General features: G+C 72.2%; 21 protein-coding genes. 9 read left to right on the forward strand and 12 right to left on the reverse strand.

Going from position 1 to position 26,799, the window contains the following annotated elements; genetic code table 11:
* The first annotated feature begins 230 nt into the window (after positions 1-230).
* Positions 231-1,133 carry a ribokinase gene (gene rbsK, locus AB0G59_RS24005; protein ID WP_360915102.1) on the forward strand — a complete coding sequence of 301 codons (903 nt, stop codon included), beginning with the start codon at positions 231-233 and terminating at the stop codon, positions 1,131-1,133.
* A 6-nt stretch (positions 1,134-1,139) separates the two neighbouring features.
* Here rbsK and AB0G59_RS24010 read toward each other — a convergent pair whose 3' ends face one another.
* Both AB0G59_RS24010 and AB0G59_RS24015 read right to left on the reverse strand, forming a co-directional pair.
* A complete protein-coding gene (locus AB0G59_RS24010) occupies positions 1,140-2,003 on the reverse strand; it encodes a BTAD domain-containing putative transcriptional regulator (protein ID WP_360915105.1) in 864 nt (287 codons plus the stop codon).
* 92 nt (positions 2,004-2,095) lie between these two features.
* Positions 2,096-3,079, reverse strand: coding sequence for a streptomycin biosynthesis protein (locus AB0G59_RS24015; protein WP_360915108.1), 984 nt, complete (start codon positions 3,077-3,079; stop codon positions 2,096-2,098).
* Between the two features lie 247 nt (positions 3,080-3,326).
* Here AB0G59_RS24015 and AB0G59_RS24020 point away from each other — a divergent pair, with 247 nt between their 5' ends.
* Both AB0G59_RS24020 and AB0G59_RS24025 read left to right on the forward strand, forming a co-directional pair.
* Entirely contained in the window at positions 3,327-3,794 is a 468-nt protein-coding gene (locus AB0G59_RS24020; protein WP_071962502.1) for a helix-turn-helix domain-containing protein, read from the forward strand.
* 46 nt (positions 3,795-3,840) lie between these two features.
* The gene (locus AB0G59_RS24025) at positions 3,841-4,587 is read left to right on the forward strand and encodes an alpha/beta hydrolase fold domain-containing protein (protein WP_360915112.1); all 747 of its coding nucleotides are present in this window, start codon (positions 3,841-3,843) and stop codon (positions 4,585-4,587) included.
* Positions 4,588-4,629: 42 nt separating this feature from the next.
* Here AB0G59_RS24025 and panD read toward each other — a convergent pair whose 3' ends face one another.
* The 4 genes from panD to AB0G59_RS24045 form a co-directional block, all read right to left on the reverse strand.
* Entirely contained in the window at positions 4,630-5,046 is a 417-nt protein-coding gene (gene panD / locus AB0G59_RS24030; protein ID WP_360915115.1) for an aspartate 1-decarboxylase, read from the reverse strand.
* A 54-nt stretch (positions 5,047-5,100) separates the two neighbouring features.
* Positions 5,101-7,176: a SpoIIE family protein phosphatase gene (locus tag AB0G59_RS24035; RefSeq protein ID WP_360915118.1), complete on the reverse strand. Its 2,076-nt coding sequence runs from the start codon at positions 7,174-7,176 to the stop codon at positions 5,101-5,103.
* A 191-nt stretch (positions 7,177-7,367) separates the two neighbouring features.
* Positions 7,368-7,961 carry an ATP-binding protein gene (locus AB0G59_RS24040; RefSeq protein WP_071962504.1) on the reverse strand — a complete coding sequence of 198 codons (594 nt, stop codon included), beginning with the start codon at positions 7,959-7,961 and terminating at the stop codon, positions 7,368-7,370.
* A 306-nt stretch (positions 7,962-8,267) separates the two neighbouring features.
* Complete coding sequence (locus AB0G59_RS24045; RefSeq protein ID WP_071962505.1) at positions 8,268-8,918, reverse strand: DUF4360 domain-containing protein; 651 nt, start codon at positions 8,916-8,918, stop codon at positions 8,268-8,270.
* Positions 8,919-9,395: 477 nt separating this feature from the next.
* Between AB0G59_RS24045 and AB0G59_RS24050 the strand changes: the two genes are divergently transcribed.
* On the forward strand, positions 9,396-9,740 hold the full coding sequence (locus AB0G59_RS24050) for a helix-turn-helix transcriptional regulator (RefSeq protein ID WP_360915122.1): 345 nt from the start codon (positions 9,396-9,398) through the stop codon (positions 9,738-9,740).
* Here the strand turns inward: AB0G59_RS24050 and AB0G59_RS24055 are convergent.
* The 4 genes from AB0G59_RS24055 to AB0G59_RS24070 form a co-directional block, all read right to left on the reverse strand.
* Positions 9,726-10,586: a hypothetical protein gene (locus AB0G59_RS24055; RefSeq protein WP_360915125.1), complete on the reverse strand. Its 861-nt coding sequence runs from the start codon at positions 10,584-10,586 to the stop codon at positions 9,726-9,728. The two genes, AB0G59_RS24050 and AB0G59_RS24055, sit on opposite strands and share 15 nt — an antisense overlap.
* A 161-nt stretch (positions 10,587-10,747) precedes the next feature.
* Positions 10,748-11,317, reverse strand: a complete 570-nt coding sequence (locus AB0G59_RS24060) for an NAD(P)H-dependent oxidoreductase (protein ID WP_360915128.1) — start codon at positions 11,315-11,317, stop codon at positions 10,748-10,750.
* Between the two features lie 135 nt (positions 11,318-11,452).
* Complete coding sequence (locus AB0G59_RS24065) at positions 11,453-12,049, reverse strand: TetR/AcrR family transcriptional regulator (protein WP_360915131.1); 597 nt, start codon at positions 12,047-12,049, stop codon at positions 11,453-11,455.
* 57 nt (positions 12,050-12,106) lie between these two features.
* Positions 12,107-13,258, reverse strand: a complete 1,152-nt coding sequence (locus AB0G59_RS24070) for a methyltransferase (protein ID WP_360915133.1) — start codon at positions 13,256-13,258, stop codon at positions 12,107-12,109.
* Between the two features lie 178 nt (positions 13,259-13,436).
* Here AB0G59_RS24070 and AB0G59_RS24075 point away from each other — a divergent pair, with 178 nt between their 5' ends.
* Genes AB0G59_RS24075 through glgX form a run of 5 tightly spaced genes read left to right on the forward strand, consistent with a single transcriptional unit; the run spans position 13,437 to position 20,854 of the window.
* Positions 13,437-14,507, forward strand: coding sequence for a gluconate 2-dehydrogenase subunit 3 family protein (locus AB0G59_RS24075; RefSeq protein ID WP_360915136.1), 1,071 nt, complete (start codon positions 13,437-13,439; stop codon positions 14,505-14,507).
* 9 nt (positions 14,508-14,516) lie between these two features.
* The gene (locus AB0G59_RS24080; RefSeq protein ID WP_360915139.1) at positions 14,517-16,328 is read left to right on the forward strand and encodes a GMC family oxidoreductase; all 1,812 of its coding nucleotides are present in this window, start codon (positions 14,517-14,519) and stop codon (positions 16,326-16,328) included.
* Positions 16,329-17,459 carry a cupin domain-containing protein gene (locus tag AB0G59_RS24085; protein ID WP_360915142.1) on the forward strand — a complete coding sequence of 377 codons (1,131 nt, stop codon included), beginning with the start codon at positions 16,329-16,331 and terminating at the stop codon, positions 17,457-17,459.
* A 9-nt stretch (positions 17,460-17,468) separates the two neighbouring features.
* Positions 17,469-18,722, forward strand: a complete 1,254-nt coding sequence (locus tag AB0G59_RS24090; RefSeq protein WP_360915144.1) for a hypothetical protein — start codon at positions 17,469-17,471, stop codon at positions 18,720-18,722.
* Positions 18,723-18,739: 17 nt separating this feature from the next.
* Complete coding sequence (glgX, locus tag AB0G59_RS24095) at positions 18,740-20,854, forward strand: glycogen debranching protein GlgX (RefSeq protein ID WP_360915147.1); 2,115 nt, start codon at positions 18,740-18,742, stop codon at positions 20,852-20,854.
* Here the strand turns inward: glgX and AB0G59_RS24100 are convergent.
* Together AB0G59_RS24100 and AB0G59_RS24105 are read right to left on the reverse strand one after the other, a co-directional pair.
* Complete coding sequence (locus AB0G59_RS24100; RefSeq protein WP_360915150.1) at positions 20,823-21,599, reverse strand: alpha/beta fold hydrolase; 777 nt, start codon at positions 21,597-21,599, stop codon at positions 20,823-20,825. The two genes, glgX and AB0G59_RS24100, sit on opposite strands and share 32 nt — an antisense overlap.
* A gap of 23 nt (positions 21,600-21,622) precedes the next feature.
* A partial coding sequence (locus AB0G59_RS24105) for a MupA/Atu3671 family FMN-dependent luciferase-like monooxygenase (RefSeq protein WP_360915153.1) occupies positions 21,623-26,799 on the reverse strand: 5,177 nt, incomplete at its 5' end.

The following is a 26,799-nucleotide window of genomic DNA, read 5'->3' on the forward strand; positions in this document are numbered from 1 at the left end:
GGAACCGGTGCTCCGGGGCCGGGCCGGCCGGTGTCGGCCACGGTCGTCCCAGCATGACCCGGCGCCACGATTCCCGCGACTCGGAGCGTGCGCGCCGTCACCCAGAGCGAAAACGAGTCCGCGCGGGCGTACGGAGGCGTCCCGGGGTGAGAGGCTGCCGGAGCAGGTGAAGGTGCCGGTCGCGCCGGTGACGAGGGCGAACGCGGCGGACTTTGATGGGTGACACGCGCATGTATGAGGTACTGGTGATCGGCTCGGCCAACGCGGACCTGATGGTCCGGGTCGGCCGGCGCCCCGGGCCGGGCGAGACCGTCACGGGCACGGACCTGATGGAGTCCGCCGGCGGCAAGGGCGCCAACCAGGCCGCGGCGGCGGCCCGCCTGGGCGCCCGTACGGCCCTGCTGGCCCGGGTCGGCGACGACGCGTTCGGTCGACTGGTGTTGGACGCCCAGCGCGCGGCGGGCTCAGAGCTGAGGCACGTGCTGGTGGAGAAGGGGGCCCGGACCGGGACCGCGATGATCGTCGTCGGTCCGGACGGGGACAACACCATCGTGGTCTCCCCCGGCGCCAACGCCCACCTCACGCCGGACGACGTGCGGGCGGCCCGCGAGGCGGTCGCCGCCTCGGCGGTGGTCTCGCTCCAGCTGGAGGTGCCGCCGGAGACGGTACGGGCGGCGGTCGACGTCGCCGCGGAGACCGGCACCCGGGTGGTGCTCAACCCCTCGCCGGCCCCGGACGCCCTCGACGCGCGGCTGCTGTCGGCCGCCGACCCGCTCGTCGTCAACGAACACGAGGCGCGGCAGCTGTCAGGGCTCGGGGACGGCTCCCCCGGCCGGTGGGCGCGGGCGCTGCGGGAGCGGGGGGCGCGTTCGGTCGTGGTGACCCTGGGCGGGGAGGGTGCGCTGGTGCTGGAGGCGGGGGCGGCCGAGCCGGTCGCCGTGCCCGGAGTCGAGGCGGAGGTCGTGGACACGACCGGGGCGGGCGACGCGTTCACCGGTGCGCTGGCGACCCGGCTGGCGCGGGGCGCCTCCCTGCCGGACGCCGTCCGCTTCGCCGTGCGCGTGGGCGCGGCGGCGGTGACCCGGGAGGGCGCGCAGTCGTCGTACCCGACGGCGGATGAGCTTGCCCTATAAGAGGGGTCACCGCGTCAGTTGGCGCGGAACGGCGTCCAGCGGCGGTCCCGACTCCGCGACGCACTCCGCGAGCAGCGCCATCTCCACCGCCACCTGGCTCTCCCCCTGGCCCGAACCGATCTGACGGAACGCGCGGTGGGCCACCGCGAGGTACTGCCCGGCGCGGACGGTGCGGCGCAGCATGCGGCAGAAGCGGCCGAGCACCAGGTTGGCCTCGGCGACCAGCAGGGCGTCGCCGGTGCGTTCGGCGGTGGCCAGCGCGTCGAGCAGGGTGCTCTCCGCCTCGTCGAAGAGGCCGGTGGCCACCTGTGTCTCGCCGATGCCGAGCAGCGCTTCGTAGGCGGCCAGGCGTCGTTCCTCCAGGCGGGCGGCCTCCTCCTCGGTGACCCGGCCGCCCACGCCTTCGAGCGCCTGTCCGCTCCACAGGTCGAGGGCGCGCCGGTACAGGGCGCCGGCTTCGGTGAGTTCGCCTTCCCCGGCGGCCTCGTCCGCGGCGGTGACCAGGGCGTCGAAGGCGCGCACGTCGACGTCGGTCCGTTCGGTGCGCAGGCGGTAGCCCTGGTGGGCGGTGATGATGACGGGGCCGGTGTGGCCGGCGGCTCTGAAGGCCTTGCGCAGGGCCCGGACGCACAGGACGACCTGGGTCCGGGCGGAGAGCGGCGCCCGGTCGCCCCATACGGCGTCGACCAGGGCATCGAGGGGGACGACCCGGCCGCGGGCCAGGACGAGGAGGGAGAGGACGACGCGCTGGCGGCGGCCGTCGATGGTGACGGGCTCGCTTCCGACCCTGGCCGAGACCGGTCCCAGCAGGGTGAAGGCGATCGCCCCGGCGTCGACGCCGGTGGTGGTCACTGCTGTCGCGGCGCTCATTGCCTGCCCTCGTATCCGCGGCGGTCGCCGCACAGCGTCGGTCCCCCGCGAGGCCAGCTGCCCGCGGACTGTCCGTACGAACCGGCGGGCCGTCATACGGCCCGGCGTTCGAGTTCGATCGCGAAGCGCAGCCAGGATTCGCCGCAGTAGCGGGCGGCCTGGGCCACCATCGCCCGGCGGTGGGCGGGCACGGCGTCGAGCAGCCGGCGCCATCTGGTGCCGCCCAGGGTGTGGGCGCTCAGCAGCTGCAGCAGGGCGCGGCCGTCCTCGGTGAAGCGGAGGGAGGGGTCCTTGCAGAGCTTCTTCAGGGGTGGATCGGTGCTCACGGTGACGCTCGCCGCCGGCTCGGCGGCGGCGGCGACGACCGGTGCGGGCGCGGGCTGTGCGCAGATCTCGGTCTCCTGCATGCGGCTCTCGGCGTCGCGCAGTTTCTTGGGCACGGGGTCCTGGCCCTGGCGTATGCGCAGGCGGACGTCCCGTGCGGTGCCCACGGCGATTCCGGCGCCGTCGGCGATCTCCCGCAGGCTGGCCTGGGGCTTGGCGGCGATCAGCGCGCCGGCCCGGCGGCGGCCCTCCGCGGGATTGACGGGCCGGACCCGGCCGTCGCGGCCGGTGCGGGCCTTGACCTGCGGAGCCTGTCCGGTGGCCCGTCTGCGCAGGGCGGCCACGGTGCTGGCGGCCAGGCCCGTGGCCGAGGCGATCAGCCGGTCCGACCAGTGTGGATGGCTGCGGATGATGCGCTCGGCGGCGGCCGTGCGGTCCGCCTGTGTGAGCGGCAGTCCGTGCCGGGTGTTGACCCTGACCGCGTGGACGAAGGCGTCCTCGGCGCTGCCGTCGAAGAACCGGACCGCGATCCGCTCATCCCCCCGTAGACGAGCGGCTCGCAGCCGGTGCATGCCATCGACGACCCGCAGTGTTTCGCGGTGGACGACGATGGGCGGCAGTGGTGCATCCAGCCGCGCGAGCGCCTGGACGTGGAGCGGGTCCTCGCCCGCCACCCTCGGGGAATCCGAGGGCAGCAGGGCGCCTAGAGGTAGCACAGCGGTCCGTTGCTGTTCCGGCTCCGGATCCGTCACGACATCCCCCCCAGCAGAACCTCCGAACGACGGCGGATCCCCCGTGCACGGTGGAGGCGGGCACCGGGCCCCCCTCAACCAACTGGTGATTGACCGCCCTAGAGAGCGATCCAACACCAGTCGATCCGCCGACACCCAGGACGCTAGGCAGCGAGCCCACCCTCTGTCAACCGCATTCGGAGCGCGGTGACATGGACGGCCCCGACCGCCCTTAAGCTAGATTGACCGCCGGGAGGGAGGTGCGATCATGAACAACCCCGACGCCACGGCCGAGAACTCACTGGCCGACAAGCTCAATCACCTGTTCCGAACGGTGATTCCGGCAGGCCGGGAGCCGTACACGACGGAAGAGGTGGCGCGTGCGATCACCGCCGGAGGCGTGTCGATTTCCGGTAGCTACATCTGGCTGCTGCGCAAGGGACAGCGCGACAATCCGACGCTGCGACATCTGGAGGCGCTGGCGAAGTTCTTCGGCGTACCTCCGGCGTATTTCTTCGACGACCAGGTGACCGCGGCGGTCAACGCCGACCTCGGCCTGATGGTGGCCCTGCGCGACACCCAGGTGCAGCGCGTGGCGCTCCGCGCGGCCGGCCTCTCCGCCGCGAGCCTGCATTCGATCAACGAAGTCATCGAGCGGGTCCGCCAGTTGGAGGGTCTCCCGACCAACCCGGCCGCCCCCGCTTCCCAGGCCGCCCCGCCCGAGGACCGGTCCTAGCTCCCACGGCGGCCGGTCAGCCGAGACCCGACCAGGAAAGGCCGCCGTGCCCGAACGCCCCGACGTGACGTGCGAGCCCGTCACCGCGCCCAACGGCAAGCTCATCGACGTCCACCGGCCCGTTCCGGCCACCGCTCCGGCGCCGCTGCCGACCGTGCTGCTCTGGCACGGCGTCGGCCCGGACGAGCGGGACGTCATGCGGCCGCTCGCGCGGACGGTGGCCGCGACGGGCGTGCTCGTCCTCGTCCCCGACTGGCGCTCGGACGCCGACGACAGCGGCCGGGCCCAGCTGCTGGCCTCGCTGGAGTACGCCCGTACGCACGCGGGCGAGCACGGGGGCGACCCGGAACAGATCGTGCTGGCCGGGTGGTCGGCGGGCGCCCCGGCCGCCCTGGGCCTCGCCCTGCGGCCGGAGGTGACGGACGGGTGGCGGCCGGCGGCGGTCGTGGGCATCGCCTCGCGCTACGACCTGCCGGCCCGGACGACGGGCACCGTCCCGCTGGGCGACCTGGCCGCCTCGGGGCCGGGCATCCCCGCTCCGGTGCCGGTGCACCTGGTGCACGGCACGGCGGACACCCTGATGGGCCCGGCGTACTCGCGCGCGGCGCGGGACGCCCTCATGGCGCACCGCTGGCCGGCCTGGCTGGAGGAGATACCCGGCGCCGACCACGCCGGGGCGATCGGGATGGAGTACGACCCGGGGCTGGGGCGCCTGCGGCCGAGCGCGGACGAGCGGGTACGGGCGGCAGGAGAGCGGGCGGCCCGGACGATCGCCCGGGCGGCCCGGGCCTGAGCGCACGACCGGCATGCGCCAAGGCCCGGGAAGCGCGGGGCGTCAGCCGGCGATGAGGTCTCCGCGCCGCAGGCCGGAGCCCTCGGGGACGGCGGCGGGGTCGCTGCCGAGGTCGGCGACGGCGTTGTGCTCGTCGACGAAGACCACGCGCGGCTCGAAGGTGCGGGCCTCGGCGTCGTCCATGGAGCCGTAGGCGATGATGATGACCAGGTCGCCGGGGCTGATCAGGCGGGCGGCGGCGCCGTTGATGCCGATCACGCCGGTGCCGCGCGGGCCCTCGATGACGTAGGTCGACAGCCGGTTGCCGTTGTCGATGTCGACGATGTCGACCTTCTCGCCCGGCAGCAGGTCGGCGGCTTCCATCAGGTCGGCGTCAATGGTCAGCGAGCCCACGTAGTGCAGGTCCGCCTGGGTGACGGTGGCGCGATGGATCTTGGACTTCATCATGGTGCGGTACATGGTTCCGTCATCTTATGTGCAGGACACCGGGCCGGTCCGCGTGAGGTGCGGCACTCATCCCGGCTCCGGCCGGACCCGGGCGATGAGCAGCGCCACGTCGTCCTGGTCGTTGTCCTCGCGCAGTTCGCGGAGCAGCATGTCGCAGGTGGACTCCAGGTCGGGCATCGGCCCGTCGAGCAGGCCGACGAGCACCTCGAGCCGGGTGTCGATGGCCTCGTCGCGGGTCTCGACCAGGCCGTCGGTGTAGAACACGAGCTGGTCGCCGGGGTCCAGGTCCACGACGATGCTCTCGAAGGGGACGCCCCCGACGCCCAGGGGCGCGCCCGTGGGCAGGTCGAGGAGGGTGGGGCGGCGGTCGGGGCGCATGAGGACCGGGGGCAGGTGCCCGGCGTTGGCGACGCGGCACTGCCGGCTCTGCGGGTCGTAGACGGCGTAGACGCACGTGGCGAGCGCCTGGTCCAGACCACTGGCGGTGAGGTCGAGGTGGCGCAGGACCTCGGCGGGGTCGAGGCCGAGCGCGGAGAGGGTGCGGCCGGCGGTGCGCAGCTGGCCCATGGCCGCGGCGGCGTTGATGCCGCTGCCCATGACGTCGCCGACGACCAGCGCGCTCTGGTCGTCGTCCTGCGGGATGACGTCGAACCAGTCGCCGCCGACCTGGCCGGCCGCACCGGCGGGCTGGTAGCGGTAGGCGACCTCCAGGCCGGCCGGGTTCTGGGGCAGTTGGGGCAGCAGGTCGCGCTGGAGGGTGAGGGCGGTGGCACGCTCGCGCTGGTACCAGCGGGCGTTGTCGATGCAGACGGCCGCACGGGCGGCGAGCTCTCCGGCGAGCACGACGTCGTCCTCGCCGAAGGGCTCGGGGTTGCTGGTGCGCTTGAGGTCCAGGGCGCCGAGCACCTCGCCCCGGGCGATCAACGGGACCGCCATGTACGAGTGCAGACCGGCCCGGCCCAGCCGCCGGGCGGCGTCCTCGTCGCGGGCGATGCGGGGCAGGTCCTCGGGCCGTACCTCCGAGAGCAGGACGGGGCGGCCGGTGGTGACGCAGCGGGCGACGAGGCGGTCGGCGTCGTACTGGGCGATCTCACCGGGCGGGTCGGCGGCCCGGACGGCCTCCGTGGCCCCGTCCGACATCACCGAGGCCACGGCCAGGGCCCGGAACACCGCGGCCCGCTGCCCCGGTGGGGCGGAGTTGCCGCCCAGCACGGTGTCGAGGACGTCGACGGCGGCCACGTCGGCCAGGTCGGGCACCACGACCTCGGCGAGCTCCCGGGCGGTCTGGTCGAGGTCGAGGGTGGTGCCGATCAGTACCGAAGCGTCGGCGATCAGGGCCAGCCTGCGGCGGGCCTCGGTGGCGGCGCGGTGCCGCTCGGTGACGTCCACGACGGAGGTGGCCAGGCCCATCTCCCGGCCGGCGGGGTCCTCGAGACGGTAGTAGGAGACCAGGCGGGCCCGTTCGCCCACCGCGGGGTCGGCCGTACGGCCCACCACGAACTGGTCCACCAGGGGGGTGCCGCTGGCCAGGACCCGGCGCATGGCGGACTCGATCTCCGCGGCGTTCTTGACGGGCAGCACGTCGTGGACGCGCTTGCCGATGTGGTCCCGGGCGGACAGCCCGTGCATCCGCTCCAGCGCGGGGTTGACCATGACGTACCGCAGCTCGGTGTCCATGACGGCCAGGCCGATCGGGGACTGGGCCACCAGGCGGAGCGAGAGGGCCAGGTCCCGCTCGACGTCGCGCAGGACCTCGCGGTCGGTGGCCATGCCGAGGGCGAAGACGCCGCCGTCCTTGTCCTCCAGCCGCACGTTGCGGAATTCCAGCAGACGGGTGGTGCCGTCCTTGTGCAGGGCGGGGAAGACGCCGGCCCAGTAGCCGCCGCTCATCACCTTGGCGAAGAGTTCGAGGACGTCGCCCCGGTGGTCCTCGTCGACCAGGAGCTTGGCGGCGAACTGCCCCAGGGCCTCGGAGGCGGACCAGCCGAACAGCTCCTCGGCCTGCGGGCTCCACAGGACGATCCGGCCTTCCTGGTCCAGCACCGCCGCGGCCACGCTGAGCAGGTCGAGGAGGCTGCCGGGCTCATAGGGCGCGGGCCGGGAACGGCCCGGGTCGGGCCGGTATGCGTCGGTGGTGCCCATTCGAGGTCGTCCTCCTTCCGCCCGCTCGGGGTGGTGCGGCGGCCTCGCGCCCGGTCCCTCGGTCCTTCCTCGCCGTTCACGCCGCAGCGTCTTCCATGTTCCCTCCGAACCCGCACCCTGCGCAGCCCACGGCGGCGTCCGGCGGCATTGGTGGTGCGTCCCGCCGCGCCGCACGCCCCCGCGGGCGCACGTCAGTCGCCGGGCGTGGCTCCGGGGAGGGGAAGGGTGAACCAGACGGTCTTGCCGGTGCCGGTGCCGGAGGCGTGGTGGCCCCACTGGGCGGCGATCTGCTCGACCAGCCAGATGCCCCGGCCGTTCTCGCTGTCCGGGCCGGCCTCGGCGCACTGCGGCAGGCAGCCGCCGGCGTCGGTGACCTGGGCGACCAGGTGGTCGGGGGTTCGGCTGATGGCGAGCTGGACGTCCGCTGCGCCCGCGGGCACGTGCACGATGGCGTTGGTGACCAGCTCCGACAGCAGCAGGGTGGCGTCGGCCGTCAGCCCGTGCAGCCCCCATTCGGCCAGCAGGCGCTCGGTGAAGCGGCGCGCGGCGGCCACGGAGGGCGGGGCGGCGGGCAGCGAGACGGCCCGCGCGGGCGGCGGCCCCGGGTACGTCCGGTGGGCCGCCCACGGCGTGGGCGGGCTATGGGTGCACGACGGCGTGCCAGGACCCCACAGGCCGAGGAGCCGCTGGGGTTTCGTCGCCCATGCGGCGACGGGTTCACAGGCGCTGGCGACGGCGTCGGCCGTCGGCGAAGAACTCAGGGTGTCGCGGCTGAATGCAGGCATGTGGCTCGGGTGCGTTCGAGGGGGCGCGAAGGGCGCTGGACGAGGTGCTCGTCCGCTGCGCCGGCGGCCCCATGGAGCGATACGTGGACCGTCCGTCTTCGCGAGGGATTCCCCAACATTCGCTCGGTTTTCGCCAGAGGTCTATACCCGATGGGTCACGATTTCCCTGCGGAGTGCGATATCCGCAGGTAGGAAGGGATGGTTTGGGCGCAAAGTCGGTGTGAGCGGGGACACGATCCCGCCACCGGCGGGCCCGCCCGGTTCCGCGGACCCGCCGGGCGCCCGGGATCCGGGCGCGCGGAGCCGTCAGGGCTTCGGGCATTCCTTCCAGGCGAGGTGGTAGATCGTGTTGATGCTGCCGTCCGTCGAGTCCATGGTCATGAAGCTCGTCGTCCTGCTGGGGTCGGACGAGCCGGCGTTGACCCGCAGCTCGGTGTTGATGTTGAAGTTCCGCCGCTCACCGCAGGGCGCCCAGACCAGCGCCGCGATGGGGACGCTGTCGGTGGCCTGCCAGTTGTCGGCGTAGTTGCCTCTGAAGGTGTGGCTGCTCGGGGTGGTGACGGGCGAGCCCTGGAAGTAGTACGAGGCCTTCTGTACGCCGTACGCGCCGGATTCGAGCTTGGCGTAGCCGCGGTAGTCGGCGGCGGCGATCGCGTAGGTGAAGCCCTGCGGCACGTGGACGTTCAGGTTCAGCTGGCAGTTCTTGCGGAAGTCGGTGGGCTTGGAGCCGACGCCGACCTGGGCGAGGTACTGGCTGTAGGTGACGGTGAAGGCCGTGTTGTCGGGCGAGACCGCGACGGCGGCGGTCCCGGCCGGACAGCCCGACCCGTTGACGGTGGCGACCTCGATGACGATCTTGTCCGGCGGCGGGTTGGTGATGACGGAGGGGCTGTGCGTGGAGAGCGGCGTCGCCAGTAACGCCGCGATCGCGCCTGCTGTGAAGAGACCGGCGGGCATGGTGCTCCAATCGGTTGTCTGCGGGCCCCGGGGGCCCGAGGGGAAGACAAGTGATCCCGCGCCCGTTGGCGCCGGGAATTCCCCCGAGCGGAGGGGGCGGGCGTCGGGATGCAGGAAGTGCCGGGCGAACCGGGAAAGGTGGCGGGCGGCGGGCCCGTCATGACCGTAATACGGGCATGCTCATGCCAACCTGCTGGACCTTTCCCGGGCCCGTTGGGACTGAGAGCGTTCGAATCGTAGGGGGCGGAAGGGGGGTTGGCCAGACGTCGCGCCACGGCTCCACCGGAGTGAAACCCCCGGATCTGGCCGAAAAGCGTCGACGATCGCGTATCCCCTGGTCATCGACAAGGAACGCCCGCCTCCTGGTTGTGGGGACCCGTCGTTTGCGCCAGACTTGGCTTTTAGCTAGGGCTAAAGGTGGCATGCTGCAATCAAGGACTTCCGGACCTGACGACAGCACAGCTGGTGGGGGTAGACATGGCCTGGCGAGAGACCGTAGAGGGTGGTCGTACGGCGGAGCTGGCGGGAGCCGCGCTCGCGCGTCAGGCGACGGCGTCGCTGGCCGGACTGCTCGCCGAACGCGGCATGACCCGCAAGGACTTGGCCGACTGCATGGGCGTCTCGCCCGGCCGGGTCAGCCAGATCCTCTCCGGCGGCGAGAACCTCACCCTGAGGTCGCTGGCCGCCGTCGCGGAATCCCTCGACGCGAGAGTGGAGATCAGCTTCTACGACCCGTCGGACGGCCGCGAACCGTACGCCACGGGTCCCGCGCTGCCCGAGGCCGCGCCCATCACGCCTTTGACGCCGTCACCGTACTGCTGAGACGTCCGGTGCACCCGACGCGCCCGGCGCGTCCTCCACGGCGGGAGGCGCCAGCTGCCTCCGCTTGAGCTCGAGGATCCGCTCGCCGTCGCTGCGCCTGCCGTGTGCGTGGACGAGCTCCAGTAGGTACTTCAGATACTGCTCCGCCTCACCGAAGGACCGCCGCAGCATGCGCAGTTCCTCCCGGTAGGGCTGTCGGCCCTGCTGCTGGCAGGCCTTGTCCACCCTGGTCTCCAGCGTGATCCACTTCTGCGCCGCGGTCCGCACGTCCTTGTGCCGTTCGTTGACCTCCCGCTTGAGGGCGGTGCGGGTGCGGCCGGTGTCCCCCGGCACGTCGGCGCGCAGCAGCAGATGGGCCCTGATCTGGTCGGCGAAGGACTGGACGTCCCAGCAGTCGCCGAAGCCCTCGGCCATCCGCTCGCACCAGTCGGCGCGGTCGGCCCGCAGCCGCAGGGCCAGCTGGCGGAGCAGCAGGGAGTTGCCCAGGGTCAGCACCGCCATGGCGGCGCGCCCGCTGGTCTGCTCGCCCCTGCCCCGGGAGACCACGCCCCAGCCCGTCGCGAGGCCCACCGCCCACGGCGGCACGCTGGGGGTCAGCGGCAGCAGCAGGCCGCTGACCAGGGCCGCCGTCCCCGCGGTCCACAGCACGACGCACAGGCCCAGCACCGACGAGCGGACCGTGCCCAGCAGCCGGCCGTCCTCCTTGTAGCGGAAGACCAGGCACACCCAGGTCACGGGTGCGCAGACGGCGGCGGGCACGACCCACTCGGAGATGACGGACGCCTGGTCCAAGGCCACATCGGCTCCCACTCTGGAGGCGGAGACGGCGAGGCCCTTCGTGGACATCTGCTCCGTGCACCGCGGGCAGCGCCGACAGCCTTCACACCACGCTCACCGCGACGACGACCAAATGATGTTCCCACCACGGCGGTTACGGCGTGCAACGATCCGGCCAAGCTCTTGTGATACCGAACGAATCACGCCAAGCGCCGGCTCTCCCACAGGGCTCACGCGGCGCGGACGGCCTCGCCGAGGGCGTCGAGCAGGCCGGTGAGGGCGGTGCGCAGTTCCTCGGTCACCGGCAGGCCGTCCTCGCCGAGGGCGGTGTCGGCCTGCGGCACGCACACCTCGTCGCCGACGACCACGGCACCGCAGGCCTTGAGCACCTTGGTCAGGTCGGCGTGGCCCCGCTGGCCACCGAAGTTGCCCGGGCTGGCGCCGATGACCGCCGCCGCCTTGCCGGTGAGCACCGAGCGGCCGTAGGGGCGGGAGGCCCAGTCGAGGGCGTTCTTGAGCTGGCCGGGGAGGGAGCGGTTGTACTCCGGGGTGGCGAACAGCAGCGCGTCGGCGCCCGCGATGGCGGCGAGCATCCCGGCCACGCCCGCGCCCGGCTCGGCCTCGTCGTCCTCGCTGAAGGGCGGCACTGCGGCCAGCCCGTCCCACAGCTCCAGCTTCACCTCGGGGCCGCCCAGCGCGCCGGCCGCACGCAGGAGGGCGCTGTTGATGGAGTCGGCGCGCAGGCTGCCCGATATGGCCAGGACGCGGAGGGTGTCGGTGGACCGGTCGATGGTGTTCATGAAAAGAGAGAACTCCTGGGAAGAAACAAAAGGGATGTGGTGCTTCGCCGCGCACCGGTAGGACAAGTGAGCGAGCGAGCCCCGATTATGACGGAGGGTCCGCCGGTGCGGCGACGGCAATCCCCCGCGGTGATGTCAGTCCCGGCGCAGCAGGGTGTCGACGACCGAGTCCAGGTAGGCGGCCTGCTCGGCCGTGGGCGGGAGCGCGTCGGGCACGGCGTGGCCCAGCTGGGCGTGGCCCAGGTAGGCGGTGTAGCCCAGCACTCCGCGGCGGCGGGCCTCATCCGGCGGGAAGCCGAGCTCGGCGAAGAGGTCGGCGAGGTAGCCGATCCGGCGCTCCGTCACGCGCCCCAGCACCGCGGCGACCTGGGGGTGCGCGGACGTGGCGAGCAGGGAGAGCTCGAGGGGGTCACGGGCCGCCGCCGCGGTCGCTTCGGTGAAGAGGCGGCGCAGTCGCCGCAGCGGGTCGGGCTCGGGGGCGAGCGCTTCGATCATGTCCTCGGTGCAGACCTCTTCCCAGCGGCGCAGCGCGGCCTCGATGAGCGCCTCGCGGTTGGTGAAGTGCCAGTAGAAGCTGCCCTTCGTGGTGCCCAGCCGGGCGGCGAGCGGCTCGACCGCGACCGCGGCGAGGCCGCCTTCGCCGATGGCCGTGAGGGCGGCGTCCGCCCAGTCCCGCGCGCTCAGCCGCTGCCGTCCGCCGCTCTGCGGCTTGCCCTCTCGCCGTCGCACCATGGCCGTACGCTACCGTACGGTAAACATACGCAGGCGTATGGAAGAGGGCTGCTTCCCTCAGCGCTTGACGGCGCGCAGGATGACGAACTTCGGGTCGCTCGCGACGATCTCGCAGTTGCCGAAGACCTTGCGCAGCTTCACGTGGTAGCCGAGGTGGCGGTTGCCGATGACCCACAGTTCGCCGCCGGGGCGCAGCGCCTTGCGGGAGCCGGTGAACATGCGCCAGGCCGTGGTGTCGGTCGTCGCCTGGTGGGTGTGGAACGGCGGGTTGTTCAGGACCAGGTCGACGGACTGCGGGGGCACGGCCGCCAGGCCGTCGCCCACCTGGAACTCCGCGGCCCGTGACCCGGCGTTCTCCCGGAACGTGGCTTCCGCCGAGGCCACCGCCTGGTAGGACTCGTCGATGAAGAGCACCTCGGCCTCGGGGTTGGCCAGCGCCGCCGCCGTGCCGACGACGCCGTTGCCGCAGCCCAGGTCGACGATGCGCTCGGGGCCGCCGTGCCGGGGCAGCCGGGGCAGGAAGAAGCGGGTGCCGATGTCCAGGCGCTCGGCGCAGAAGGTGCCGGCGTGGTTGGTGACGGTACGCCCGGAGACCACGCCGATCCCCTCCGGCAGGGCGTAGCGGTGCGGCCACGGGTTGGCGGAGCGCTGGACGCCGGGGTCGGGGGTGCAGAAGATCAGCCGGGCCTTCTTCACCGCCAGCGAGGTGCGGGTCGGCCCCACGAGGCGCTCGAACAGCTTCAGCGTCGAGGTGTGGATCTCGGTGACCCGGCCCGTGCCGACGACGAGGGTGCCCTCGTGGAGGCGGGGCGCGAGCCGGTGCAGCTGGTCCTCCAGCAGCGCCAGGCTCTTGGGCACCCTGATCAGCAGTACGTCGATGCGGTCCGGGGGCGTGTCCTGGGTGGACAGCAGCCGCACCGCGTCGGCGGCGACGCCGTTGCGCGCCAGGTTCGCCCGGGTCGCCTCCTGGGCGAGGAAGGAGTCGGTGATCTGGACGGGCCGGTGCGCGGCGAGCGCGGTGGTCAGGGCGCCCCACCGGTCCCCCACCACGGCCACGGTGCCCGACAGGTCGGCAGGCTCCCCGTCGCTTCCGTGGAGGTGCCGCAGCAGGTATTCGTCGGCGGCGTCCCAGGCGCGCAGGGGGTCGCGGGGATCCTCGGGGAAGCGGGCGAGATCGAACTCGCCCCATGGCGTCGTGAAGCTGTTCATTATGGGCTCAGGCTATCGGAGGCCCGCCCGCGCCGGAGAATCACCAGCCCCCTGGAATACGCCGGGTCACAGGCGCAGCGCCGCTCGTCCCGGCCGTGGACAAAGCCCCGTACCGGCAATACTTTCATTGACGTCTCCGCATGGATGGCTCCAGATCTACCGAGTTCGGGGGAATGCGGTGAAGGTCGAGATCATCGAAAGGGACGATCAGTACGTCCTGAACCACTGCACGAAATACCTCGCGCGGGACGGTTCCGACCCGCGCCACGACTTCGGCCAGTACGCTCCCGGGGACCCCCGGACGGCGGTCTGCGAGGCCTGGCGTTTCCCGGTGGTCGACACGCACTGGGACGGGGTCTCCGCGGCGGGCTCGTACCCCTTCAACGACGTGACGTTCGTCCACGACGGCCGGGCCGCGGCGCCCTCCGCCGTGACCGTGACGGGCACGTTCGGCCCGCTGCACTCGCCCGTCCCGCTGCGGCCCCTGCTGTTCGCGGGTGAGCCCACCGGATTCTCGGCGGTCACCGTGCGGGTCCCCAAGGGGCAGGTGCACACGTACAAGTACGCGGTCGACGGAACGTATGTTCTGGATGCCGTCAATCCGCAGCGCACCGTCCTCGACAACGGCGAGAGCTGGTCCCGCTTCTTCACCGACGCCTGTGCCGTGCCGCTCGTGCTGAACCGGGCCGAGCGGGAACTGCTGGGCCGGCTCGTCGCGCATCTGCTGCCGTTCCGTCTCGACGAGAACCGCCGTTTCATCCGTGGTGTCTACGAATCCCTCGACCGGGCCCGGCGGAGTGCGGAATTCCCTCTCGCCTATCAGCTCGACGACGAGGTCGGCACGGTCAATTACATCGACAAACTCCTCGCCCGCCAGGAGCAGCACAACGCCGACGACTACCACGTCTGTCTGCGCATGGTCGGCGATCTGCTGCGGGCCCGCTCCGGCGGTCTCGACCCGGCGGCGGTGGCGCCGGAGGCGTACGCGGAGCTGTACGGGCAGATGGAGAGCGAGAAGGTCGACGGCTGGGACCACTCCCGCTACCAGAGCCCGCGCCACTTCCTGCTGCTCCTGCGCCGGCACGCGATGACCGGCGCGTTCGTCCACCCCCGGCACGGCGGCAATTCCGGCGCGGCGGGCTGGATGTATCTGGAGAACCGCTTCCGGGACGGCCGTGGGGAGACGCTCTTCGACTGGCGGCGCGCGCTGGAGTCACCGCTGGGGCACAACACCGACTACCGCGGCTAGGGGGAAGCCATGGCGGAGGGAACGGGTCCGTGGGAACCGGCGGACATCGTCGTCATCGGCAGCGGGGCCGGGGGCGCCCCGGTGGCCCACACGCTCGTACGGGCCGGGCACCGGGTGGTGATGCTGGAGAAGGGCCCGCTGCTGCGCACCCAGGCGCAGAGCCCGCAGGGGCTGAGCGACTTCAAGCGCGACGAGTCCTTCGCCACGGGCGCCGAGAAGCGCATCACGGTGCGGGGCGTCGCCAATACGGGCGAGGCGTACTTCTCCAGCCACGTCGAGCCCGACCTCAACGACGAGCCGCACGTCTACCGCGACAGCGACGGCGCCGACCGCGTCACCATCGAGGGCTACACCGCCCAGGTGGTGGGCGGCGGCACCCAGCTCTACGGCGGCGTCTCGCCCCGCTTCACCCCGGACGACCTGCGGCTGCGCAGCTTCAACGAGGGCCGTGGCGACCTGCGCGACGACCCGGGCCGCGAGGTGGTGCGCGAGGCCCGCGACTGGCCGGTCGAGTACGCCGCCCTGGAGCCGTACTACGTCCGGGCCGAGGAGCTCATCGGCGTCAACGGCACGTGGGAGGGGCAGGCCAAGACGCCCTCGGCCGACCGCTACCAGCCTCCGCTGGCGCCCAACCCCATCAGCGCGTACGCCGCCGCCGGCATGGACGCCCTCGGCATGCGCCGCTACCGCACCCCGCTCGCGGTGATCACCCGCGACCACGCGCCCAGCGGCCGTACGGTCCCGCAGGACGAGGAGAGCATCAAGACGGCCTTCGTCAACCGCTACGGCGACCCGCTGGGGCTGAAGTCCAACACCTGGGTCTCGCTCCTGGCACCGCTGAGCGGCGGCGACGGGGGCGGCTTCGAGCTGCGGGCCAACTGCACGGTCACCCACCTGGAGGCCGAGGGCTCCAAGGTGACCCGCGTCCACTACCGCGACCCGGGCGGCCGCCCCCGCGTCCTGGCCGCGCGGACCGTCGTCGTGGCCTGCTCGGCGATCGAGTCGGTGCGGCTGCTGCGGATCTCCGCGCTGCTGGACCCGGCCTTCGAGCGGCGCATCAACGGCAACGGGCTGCTCGGCGCGTACTTCCTGACCCACTGCTTCGGCGGCGCGCAGTGCGTGGTGCCGGAGCGCGCCGACAAGTCCCGCACCCTGGACTCCGACTGGGCCACCGACCACTGCGCACGCGCCGAGTGGATCAGGGAGCAGGGGCTGTGGGCGGGCGGTGTCATCTACAACAACACCTCCGACGGAGCCCTGCCCCTGTCCCTCGCCCGCACCTGGCACGCGATGGACATGGACAACCTCTGGAAGGGCTACCTCTACGACACCTCACTGGTCGGCAACGGCTTCGAGGACTATCTGGAGACGAACTTCGGCCGCCGGCTGTCGGTCGCCTTCATGGCCAACCAGGTGCCGCAGCGCGGCAACCGCATCGAGCTCCACCCCACGGTGAAGGACAAGTGGGGCCGTCCGGCCGCCTACATCGTCAAGACCTGGCACCCCCACGACCGCGCGCTCATGGACACCCTCGCCGAGCAGTGCCGGCGCATCCTGGCCGCCGGCGGCCGAACCGGTGACATCAGCGCCGGCTCCGTCGGCCACTCGGTGGTGCGGATCGCCAACCACGTCCTGGGCGGGGCCCGCTTCGGCCCGGACCCCGCGGACTCGGTGCTCGACCCCGACTGCCGGGCCTGGAACTTCGACAACCTCTACGTCACCGACGGCTCGTTCATGCCGACGTCCGGCAGCGCCAACCCCACGCTGACCATCGAGGCGAACGCCTTCCGCGTCGCCGACACGCTGCTCGGGAGGCTGTGAATGGACACCCGGTTCGACGAGATCTTCACCCACCCCGAGAACGAGATCTTCCGGGTGGTGTTCTTCCCCGACCGGATCTATCACGCCCGCTACCTCAGCGCGACCCGCTCCTCCCGCTACCGCTACTACGTCTCCGAGGTGCGCAGCAGCGCCGACGGCACCGCCATCAAGGGCGACGTCTTCCTGGGCGGCGTCCGGCTGTGCTCGATGCTGCGCATCGAATACGCGGGCATCCGGCTCGTCGAGCAGGCCCGGGAGTTCGGCCGCCGGCTCGGGCCGCGCGTGAAGGCCTGGGTCCGGCTCGTCGGGGACGGCCCGGACCGGGCCGCCGAGGCCCTGGTCACCCTGCACTGGGACCCGGTCATCGGCGCGTACGCGGCGGAGATCTGGGAAACGCTGGAGCCGCCCGCCGGCTCGGCCCACGACCACCGCGTGCTGCCCCTGATGGGCCGTGACGCGCCCATCACCCGCGTGCCGCGGCTGTCGTCGCTGCTGGGCCCGGCCCGCAAGGTGCTGCTGGCCTTCCGCGAGGACGGGGTGCTGTACCCGACCGGCCAGGGCATCGGCGACGTGCGGTGGGACAACGACTACCTCCGCTCCCACCAGGAGCCCCGCACCCAGGAGCCCAGCTCGGGCCTGAACACGGTCGAGGACAAGAACTACCTGCTGGACTTCCAGCGCGGGTACTTCATCCCCGACGCGGCCGACGTCCTGCCGGTCAACTACCGCAACGCCATGACCGACGCCGACAACCCCGAGCGCTTCGAGGACAACGTCATCCAGATGCGCTGGCTCCTCCAGCGCGAACTCGGCAGCGAGCTGGTCTTCTTCCACGAGGTGACCATCCCGCCCGGCACGATCGAGGGCACCCACCGCCACATCGGCTCCGAGGAGCTCTACTACATCGTCTCCGGAACCGGCATCGCCTACATGAGCGACGGAGACGACCCGGCCACCGACTCCTACCCCCTGGTCGACCGGCAGGTCTTCGGCGTGGGCCCGGTCAAGTGCCGGGAACTGCCCGTCAAACCGGGCAGCGTCATCTTCACCAAGAGCGGCGGCGTGCACGGCATCCGCAACCCGTCCGACGAGCCGCTGAAATTCGTCGCCTTCCTCTACCACACCACGTGAGGCGGTCCGATGCCCGAGATCGTGCACAGTGACTCGGTCTTCCGTGTCGATCCCGGGAAGCCGCCGGACTACGCCGCGGACAACCCGCTGCTGAAGCTGCTGGGCCTGGTGGAGCGCTCCCGGCTCGCCGCCGAGCGCGAGCACTACGAGTCCCCCTCCCTGCAGTACCTCTACCCCCACCGGTGGCTCGAGCTGTACGGGCCCTCCGGGGGCGACGCCGACCAGCTCGATCCGGCGCTCCAGGACGTCAAGACCGACTTCCAGAAGCAGAACGTCCGCGACTTCCGCCTCGCCGACACCAGGGCCGTCCGCGGCTGGGCCGCCGCCGGCGACCGGCGCGTACCGTTCCTGCAGCTCGCCTACCGCGGCGGCCCCGACTCCGCGCTGTGGCGGGCGGCCGGACGGCTCGGCGAGGCCATCGGCTGCGTCGTCTCGGTCCGCGGCGGCCCCCCGGTGACCCTGCGGGCCCCCTACGACGAGGAGAGCGACTTCTACACCGTCGAGCTGTGGGGCCACGACGGCGGCGGCCTGCGCGAGCAGCTCGGCGACCGCGGCCGCGCCGCCCTGGACTCAGGCCTGCTGCAGCCCCGCCCCGACCTCGTCGGCGGCGGCGCGGACGACTTCGCCCGCGACCGCCTCACCGAGCGGGACCTGCGCGAGGTCTCGCCCGGCCACACCATGCACCCCGTCCTGCCCCTCCACCTCGACGTGCGCTGGACCGCCGGCGACGACGGCTCGGGCGCGGCCGACCCGGACCGGGGCACGACGCGGCTCGGCTTCGAGATGCGCGTCCGCGGCTGGGACTCCTACCTGAGCGTCGGTACGAGCCCCAACCCGCACGGCGGCGTGGGCTTCCTCGAATACCGCACCCTGTTCAGCGAATACGGCCGCTGGGCCGGCAGCGGTGACCTCCCTCGCACCCTGGAGCCGTACAACCTGGACGCCCACGGCTCCAAGGGCCACCGCAGCGGCGACACCGAGCCGTTCCTGGCCGTCACCTACATGGACCTGCACGTCCTCGACCCCGCCTGCGGCATCGGCCTGCACCGCCACCGCGACAACCAGGAAGTCTTCCTGACGCTGGAGGGCGACGCCCTGATGGTCGTCGGCGACTGGGCCGACTCCGGAACCCGCACGCGCTCCTTCGAGATCCGCCGACTGCCCGCGGGCCACCTCGCCCTGCTCAAGGGCGGAAACCTGCACGGCCTGATGAACCCCGCCGACCAGCGCGCCTCCCTGTTCATGTTCGGCGGCTACGACTGACCGAGAGGGGCCCCGCGATGACCGACACCCGGCCAGGAGACCCGTACCGCCTCGGCGCGACCTGGGACGGCCACGGCACGAACTTCGCCGTGTACTCCTCGGCCGGGGCGTACGGCGGCCACGTCACGCTCTGCCTGCTCGACGACGAAGGGCGCGAGAGCCGGCTGGCGATGTCCGCCGACTGCGACGTCTGGCACGCCTACCTCCCGGGCGTGGGCCCCGGGCAGCGCTACGGCTTCCGGGCCACCGGCCCCTACGAGCCCCGGCGCGGCCTGCTGTTCTCCCCCGACACCCTGCTCCTCGACCCGTACGCGCAGATCATGCGACCGCTGGGCCCCCGCACGGCCGCCTGCCTGGTCGCCGACACCTCCTTCGACTGGGGCACCGACCGCCGGCCGAACACCCACTGGTCACGGACCGTGCTGTACGAGACCCACGTCAAGGGCATCAGCGCCACCCACCCCGGCGTACCGCCCGCGCTGCGCGGCACCTACGCCGGCCTCGCCCACCCGGCCGTCCTCGGCCACCTCACGGACCTGGGCGTCACCGCCGTCGAACTGCTGCCCGTGCACCAGCACCTGTCCGAGCCCTCCCTGCTCGCACGGGGCCTGACCAACTACTGGGGCTATTCCACGATCGGCTTCTTCGCCCCGCACGCCGCGTACAGCGCGTCGGGCGACCACGGCGGACAGATCACCGAGTTCAAGCGGATGGTCGCCGCCCTGCACTCCGCCGGCATCGAGGTCATCCTCGACGTCGTCTACAACCACACGGCGGAGGGCGGCCCCACGGACCCCGCCTTGAGCTTCCGCGGCCTCGGCAACGAGATCTACTACCGCCTCGACCCCGCCGACCGCTCCCGCTACATCGACACCACCGGCACCCGCAACACCCTCGACGCCGGCCGCCCCGAAGTGCTGCGCCTGATCCTCGACTCGCTGCGCCACTGGGTGACGGAGATGCACGTCGACGGCTTCCGCTTCGACCTGGCCGCCACCCTCGCCCGCCAGTACGGCTACGTGGACCGGCTCGCCGCGTTCTTCCACCTCCTCCACCAGGACCCCGTCCTGAACAGGACCAAGCTCATCGCCGAACCCTGGGACGTGGGCGCCCCCGACAGCTACCAGGTGGGCCGGTTCCCGGCCGGCTGGGCGGAGTGGAACGACCGCAGCCGCGACACCCTGCGCGACTTCTGGCGGGGCCGGCCCGCCGTGGGCGACCTGGCGCGCCGGCTCACCGGCTCCGCCGACCTCTACGCCGCCGAACGCCGCGGCCCCGACACCTCCGTCAACTTCGTCACCTGCCACGACGGCAAGACGCTCACCGACCTGGTGACGTACGAGCGCAAGCACAACGAGGCCAACGGCGAGGACAACCGCGACGGCACGAACGACGACCGCGCCGCCAACTACGGCGTGGAGGGCCCCACCGACGACGGTGCCGTCACCGCGCTGCGCGAGCGCCAGCGCCGCAACCTCCTCGCCACCCTCCTGCTGTCGCAGGGCGTGACCATGCTCTGCGGAGGCGACGAGATCGGGCGCACCCAGCACGGCAACAACAACGCCTACTGCCAGGACAACGGCATCAGCTGGTACGACTGGAGCAGCGCCCGGCCGGAGCTCACCGCCTTCGTGCGCCGCGTCGTGGCCCTGCAGCGCGAGCACCCGGCGCTGCGCCGCCGCACGTTCCTGACCGGTACCGCGTCCAATGCGGGAGACGCGCCCGGGCCGCCGGACATCGCCTGGTTCGACCACGAGGGCCGCCCGATGACGACCGGGCGCTGGGAGGACCCGTCGACCCGCTTCCTCGGCTTCCTCCTGGCCGGGGACCGGGTGGATGCCGTGACGCCGGAGGGCGCACAGCAGCGTGACGACGACGTCCTCGTCCTGCTCAACGCGGGCGACGCACCGGCGGACTTCACCGTGCCCGGCCGGCCGGGTGCCGTCTACCGGGTCGTCGTGGACACGACGGCCGCGGACGGCGCCCCGGCGGCGGGCGCCGGCCTGAAGGCCGGCGACCGCTGTGCGGTGCCGCCGCGCACGGTGCTCGTCGCGACGGCCCCACTGCCGGCGGGATCCGCGCGGGGAGGCGCGGACGGGTTCACAGCACCCTTTCCCTCAGGTGCCGGGTGATCTCCCCCGTCAGCTGCTCCAGGCACGCGTCGGGGTAGAAGTGACCGCCCGGGAACTCGGTGACGCCGAGGAACTCCCGCGTCGCGTCGCTCCAGGTGGCGGCCGAGGCGGCCTCGACCGCCTCGTCGGCCGTCCCCACCATGGCCGCGACGGGCGTCGACAGCCTGGCGAGGTGCGTGGGCCGGTAGTCCTCCAGCAGGCGGTAGTCGGCGCGGATGGCCGGCATCACCAGCCCGAGCAGTTCCTCGTCCGCCAGGATCTGCGGGGCCATGCCGCCCAACTTGGTGAGATGGGCGATCAGCGCCTGGTCCCCCTGCCGGCTGAGGTCCGAGGGCTTCGCGGCGTGCGGTGCCATGCGCGCGGAGGCGAAGAGGATCGCGGGCGGTGTGCCCATGGCCCCCTCCATCACACGGGCCACCTCGTAGGCGAGCGCCGACCCCAGGCTGTGCCCGAAGAAGGCCAGCGGCCTGTCGGCCAGCGGCTGCAGCGCCGCGGCGACCGACTCGGCCATGGTGCGCATGTCCGCCACCGGCGGATCCCCCAGCCGGTCCTGCCGGCCGGGGTACTGCACGGCCACGACGTCGATCTCGGCCGGGAGGTGCTTGGGCCAGGCCTGGTAGTAGCCGGCCGCTCCCCCGGCGTGGGGGAAGCAGACCAGCCGGGCCCGGGCATCGGGCCGGTTCCGCAGGAACCTCAGCCAGCTGTTCCGGGCCGGGCCGGGCCCGGCAGTCGAGTGATTCGACACGGAGAACACCTTCGCTCGTCGCCTTACCGCAGGTACTGATTGACGGTCTTGCAGATCTCGGCCAGCGGGTCCGGCCGCATCATGTCGATGTGCACGCAGTCGATCTCGTGCCGGCCGATGCTCCCGTCGACGTACGGCGCCCAGTCCGCCGTGGTCACCACGGTCTCCTCGCCCTCCCGCGCGGCGACGAAGGACAGCACGTCGCCACGGAACACCGCGGGCCTGTACCCCCTCGACAGGGTCGCGCTGTCGAGCATGAACCGCAGGACGGAGACGGCGGTGCGGACGTCCATGTGCCGGAACCACTCGTCGTGCTCGACAAGGATCTCCGCGGCCTCCGGCAGGTCCAAGGCCGCCGCCTCGTCGAAGGCGTGCCCGCGGGAGCGCAGCAGGCCGGCCACGGCCGCCCGCTCGTCCACCGGAGCGGGCGCGGAGGACGTCTGCTCGCTGGGGCTGGCGTCGAGGAGTGCCAGCAGGGACACCTCCTCGCCCTGCTCCTGCAGGCGCGTGGCCACGGCGTGCGCCACGAGGCCGCCGAACGACCAGCCCAGCAGGCGGTACGGACCCGCCTTCTGGACGGACCGGATGTGCCGGACGTAGTCCTCCGCCATCTCCGCGAGGTCCTTCGGCGGCTCGCCCTCCCCGCACACCTGCCGGGCCTGCAGGCCGTAGATCGGCACCTCCTGCGGAACGTGCTGGAGCAGGCCCGCGTAGGGCCAGCTCAGGCCCGTGCCCGGGTGAACGCAGAACAGCGGCTCCGCGGTCCCGGTCTCCCGCAGCGGCAGCAGCAGCTTCAGCGAGTCCTGTGCCTTCTCGCCCGTCAGGTGCTCGGCGAGGGCCGCCACCGTCGGCGCCTCGAACAGCACCCGGATGCCCAGCTCGACGCTCAGCACGGAACGGATGCGGCTGATGAGACGGGTGGCGAGCAGGGAGTGGCCGCCGAGCTCGAAGAAGCTGACGTCGACGCCCACGGTCTCCAGGCCGAGGACCTCGGCGAAGAGACTGCAGAGGACCTCTTCCTGCGGCGTACGGGGCTTACGGCCGGTGGTGAGCGCCGCGTAGTCCGGTGCGGGCAGCGCCTTGCGGTCGAGCTTGCCGTTGGGGGTGAGGGGCAGTGCGTCGAGGGTGAGGACGGTGCTGGGGACCATGTAGTCCGGGAGGCGTCCGGCGATGGCTGCCCGGAGGGTGTCCGTCGACAGGTTTGCGCTCTCGGTAACGACGTAGGCGACCAGCCGCTTGTCGCCGGGCCGGTCCTCGCGCACGACGGCGGCGGCCTGGGCCACCTGTGGCTGCGCGGCCAGGGCGGCCTCGATCTCGCCGAGTTCGATGCGGAAGCCCCGGATCTTGACCTGGTCGTCGGACCGGCCGAGGTATTCGAGGGTTCCGTCGGTCCGGTGGCGTACGACGTCACCCGTGCGGTACATGCGTGCGCCGGGAGCGCCGAACGGGTCGGCTGTGAAGCGTTCCGCGGTGAGGGCGGGCCGGTTGAGGTAGCCGCGGGCGAGACCGGCACCGGCGAGGTAGAGCTCGCCGGGAGTGCCGGGCGGCACGGGCTGGAGACGGTCGTCCAGGACGTAGGTCCGCGTGTTGGCGATGGCACGCCCCAGCGGGACCGGCCCCGTGGCGTCCCCCACCTCGTGGGTCGCCGACCAGATCGTGGTCTCCGTCGGACCGTACATGTTGATCAGCCGGGCGTCGGGCAGCTCGGACCGCAGGAGACCGGCCAGGGACGACGGCAGCGCCTCGCCGCCCACGGCGAGGGTGCGCAGAGAGGACAGACCGGTCAGGCTCCGCTCGTCCTGCGCGATCATCTGCATCAGCGACGGAGTCGACTGCATCAGCGTCGGCGCGTACCGCTCGACGACGCCCGCCAGCGACAGGTCCTCGCCTGCGACCCGTGCCCCGTGCAGGTCACGGGCCGCCGCCAGGCCCGACAGGTGGTCCAGGACCATGTCGTCCGGGAGGCCGAAGTCGATCAGGCACGCCACTTCGTCGACACCGGCCGCGCTCAGCCCCTCGAGGAACGGCTGCACCGACTCCACGGTCCCGAAGAGGGCACTGGTCTCGAAGTAGCGGTCGAAGGCGAAGGACAGCAGCGTGTCCCTGTCGGCGTCGGTGATGCTCGCCGGGTCGAACGGCAGGTTCAGGCTCTTGGCGAGGTTCATCAGCAGACCGACCGACGACTTCAGGTACGCCGTGAAGGGCTCACGTACCTGTTCCCGGACCGCCTCGCGGTCCTCGCCGATGAAGGTGTGCACCATCAGCGTCACCACACCCGCATCCGGGTCGTGGCCGTGGTCGGCGCGCGCCTGCCGGTACAACCGGATGTTGGCGGCGACCTGTTCGACCGACTGGCCCAGCAGGTGCGTCAGGACATTGGCGCCCATCGCGCCCGCGCGGGCGAAGGCCTCACCGCCGCCCGTCGTCGTGATCCACGTCGGCAGCTCCTTCTGCACGGGCGCCGGGAAGACCTGGACCTCGATCTCGGCGCCCGATCCGGCGCGGACCTTCCGCGAACCCCCGCGCCACAGGTCCTGTACGACCTGTATCGCCTCGGAGGTGTACTGCTTGCGCTCCTCGTACCGGTCCGGGAAGAAGGCGAAGTCGTCGGCGTGCCAGCCGGAGGCGAACGCCACGCCGACGCGGCCGCCGGACAGGTTGTCCACCAGCGACCATTCCTCCGCCACCCGGATCGGGTCGTGCAGCGGCAGGACGACGCTGCCCGCCCGGATCTTGACCCGCTCGGTCGCCGTGGCCAGCGCGGCGCTCATCACGGACGGGTTGGGGTAGAGGCCGCCGAACTCGTGGAAGTGCCGCTCGGGGGTCCACACCGCCTCGAACCCGTGGCGGTCGGCGAACCGGGCCCCTTCGAGCACCAGACGGTACTTGTCACCGGCGGTGGCCGTCTCGGCGCTCGCGAAGTAGAACAGGCTCACGTCGCACGGCTTGACCGGCCGGCCCGGCGCCAGGGCCCCGCTCCCCTCCTTGACCAGGGCACGGTCCTGCATCAGCACCACGCGGGTGCCGCGGACGAGCGTCCAGAGCAGCTCCAGTACGGAGATGTCGAAGGCGACGCTGGTGACGGCCAGGAGCGTGTCGTCCGGGCCGCAGCCCACCCGCTCGTCGACGCCGGCGAAGAAGTTGACGACGTTGCGGTGGGCGATCACCACGCCCTTGGGCCGGCCGGTCGAGCCGGAGGTGTAGATGACGTACGCGGGGTGGTCGGGGTGCACGGTCCGGTCGGGGTTGCCGGCGGTGTCGCCTGCGAGCTCGGCGAGGGTCCCGGGGTCGTCGAGGACGATCGCGGGGACGTCGGACCGGGGGATCACCGGGAGCGTCCGCGTGTCGGTGATGACGCAGGTGGGTGCCGCGTCGCCGAGCATGTAGGTGATGCGGTCGGCCGGATAGTCCGGGTCGACGGGCAGGTACGCCGCCCCGGTCTTCAGAACCGCCAGGAGCGAGACGATGAGCTCGGTGGAGCGGGGCAGAGCGACGGCGACGATGTGCTCGGGGCCGGTGCCCGCGCCGATGAGGCGATGGGCGAGCTGATTGGCCCGGTTGTTGAGCTCGGCGTAGGTGAGTTCCTCGCCCTCGAAGACCACGGCGGTGGCATCGGGAGTACGGGCCGCCTGCTGCTCGAACAGCTCGGGGACGGTGCTCTGCGGTACGTCGCGATACGTGTCGTTCCACTCGGTCAGGAGCCGGTGTCGCTCCTGTCCGGAGAGGATCTCCAGCTGTCCGACGGTGGTGGTGGGGTCGGTGACGACGGCTTCGAGCAGGCGGACCAGCCGCCGCGCGAGCAGCTCCACGGTTGCCGCGTCGAAAAGGTCCGTCGCGTAGTCGACGGTGCCGATCAGGCCTGCGGGGCCGCCATCGACGGCGAATCGTTCCGTCAGGGTGAAGCCGACGTCGAACTTCGCTGCCGGCGGGCCCAGCGGCTCCATCCCCACGCTGATCCCGGGGAGGTCGAGACCGGCCTGCGTCTGGTTCTGCAGGGTCAGCATGACCTGGAAGAGGGGGTGCCGGGCCATGGACCGGACGGGGTTGAGGAGTTCCACGAGGCGTTCGAAGGGCAGGTCCTGGTGGGCGTAGGCGGCGAGGTCGGTGTCGCGGACGCGCTGGAGGAGCTCTTCGAAGGTGGGGTTGCCTGTGGTGTCGGTGCGCAGGACGAGGGTGTTGACGAAGAAGCCGACGAGGTCGTCGAGCGCGTCGTCGGTACGGCCGGCTATGGGTGAGCCGATGGGGATGTCGTTGCCGGCGCCGAGGCGGGTGAGCAGGGCGGCGAGGGCGGCCTGCATGACCATGAACACGCTCGTGCCCTGAGCGCGCGCGAGCTCGACGACCCGCTGGTGCAACTGCGCGTCGAGAACCAGCGGCACCGAACCGCCCTTGTGGGAGGCGACGGCAGGACGCGCCCGGTCGAACGGCAGCTGCAACTCCTCGGGAATCCCGGCGAGGGCTTCCTGCCAGAAGGCCACCTGGCCGGTGATGACGCTCTCGGGGTCGTTTTCCTCGCCGAGGAGCTCGCGCTGCCAGAGCGTGTAGTCGGCGTACTGCACCGGAAGCGGGGCCCATGACGGCACCCGGCCCTCGGTCCGCGCCGCGTACGAAACGGAAAGGTCCCGGGCCAGGGGCGCCATGGACCAGCCGTCGCCCGCGATGTGGTGCATGACGAGAAGGAGTACGTGCTGGTCGGGGGCGCTGGTGAACAGCCACGCCCGCAGCGGCAGGTCGACCGCCAGGTCGAACCGGCAACCGGCGCTCTCCTCCATGACCGCCGCCAACGCCTCCCGACCGGGGGCGTCCACCGTGACGAGCGTCAGCGACGCGACAGCCTCGTCCCGGCTCAGTACGCGCTGGTAGGGCTGTCCGTCGGTGTCCTCGGGGAAGACGGTGCGCAGGCTCTCGTGACGGGTGATGACGTCGTGGAGGGCTGCCTGCAGTGCCTGCTCGTCGAGGGTGCCGGTGAGGCGGACGGCGAGGGGCATGTTGTAGGTGGCGTTCGGTCCCTCGAGCTGGCTGATGAACCACAACCGGCGCTGCGCGAACGACAGCGGCAGTTTCTCGGGCCGGTCGGCGGGGACGAGCTCAGGCCGCACGGGTGCGGTGTCGGTGAGCTGGTCGGCGAGGTTGGCGAGGCCGGCGACGGTCGGGGTCTCGAAGAGCGCCCGGATGCCGATTTCCGTGCCGAGGGTGGTGC

This window comes from Streptomyces sp. NPDC021096 (assembly GCF_040641275.1).
In the GTDB taxonomy this organism is placed as follows: domain Bacteria; phylum Actinomycetota; class Actinomycetes; order Streptomycetales; family Streptomycetaceae; genus Streptomyces.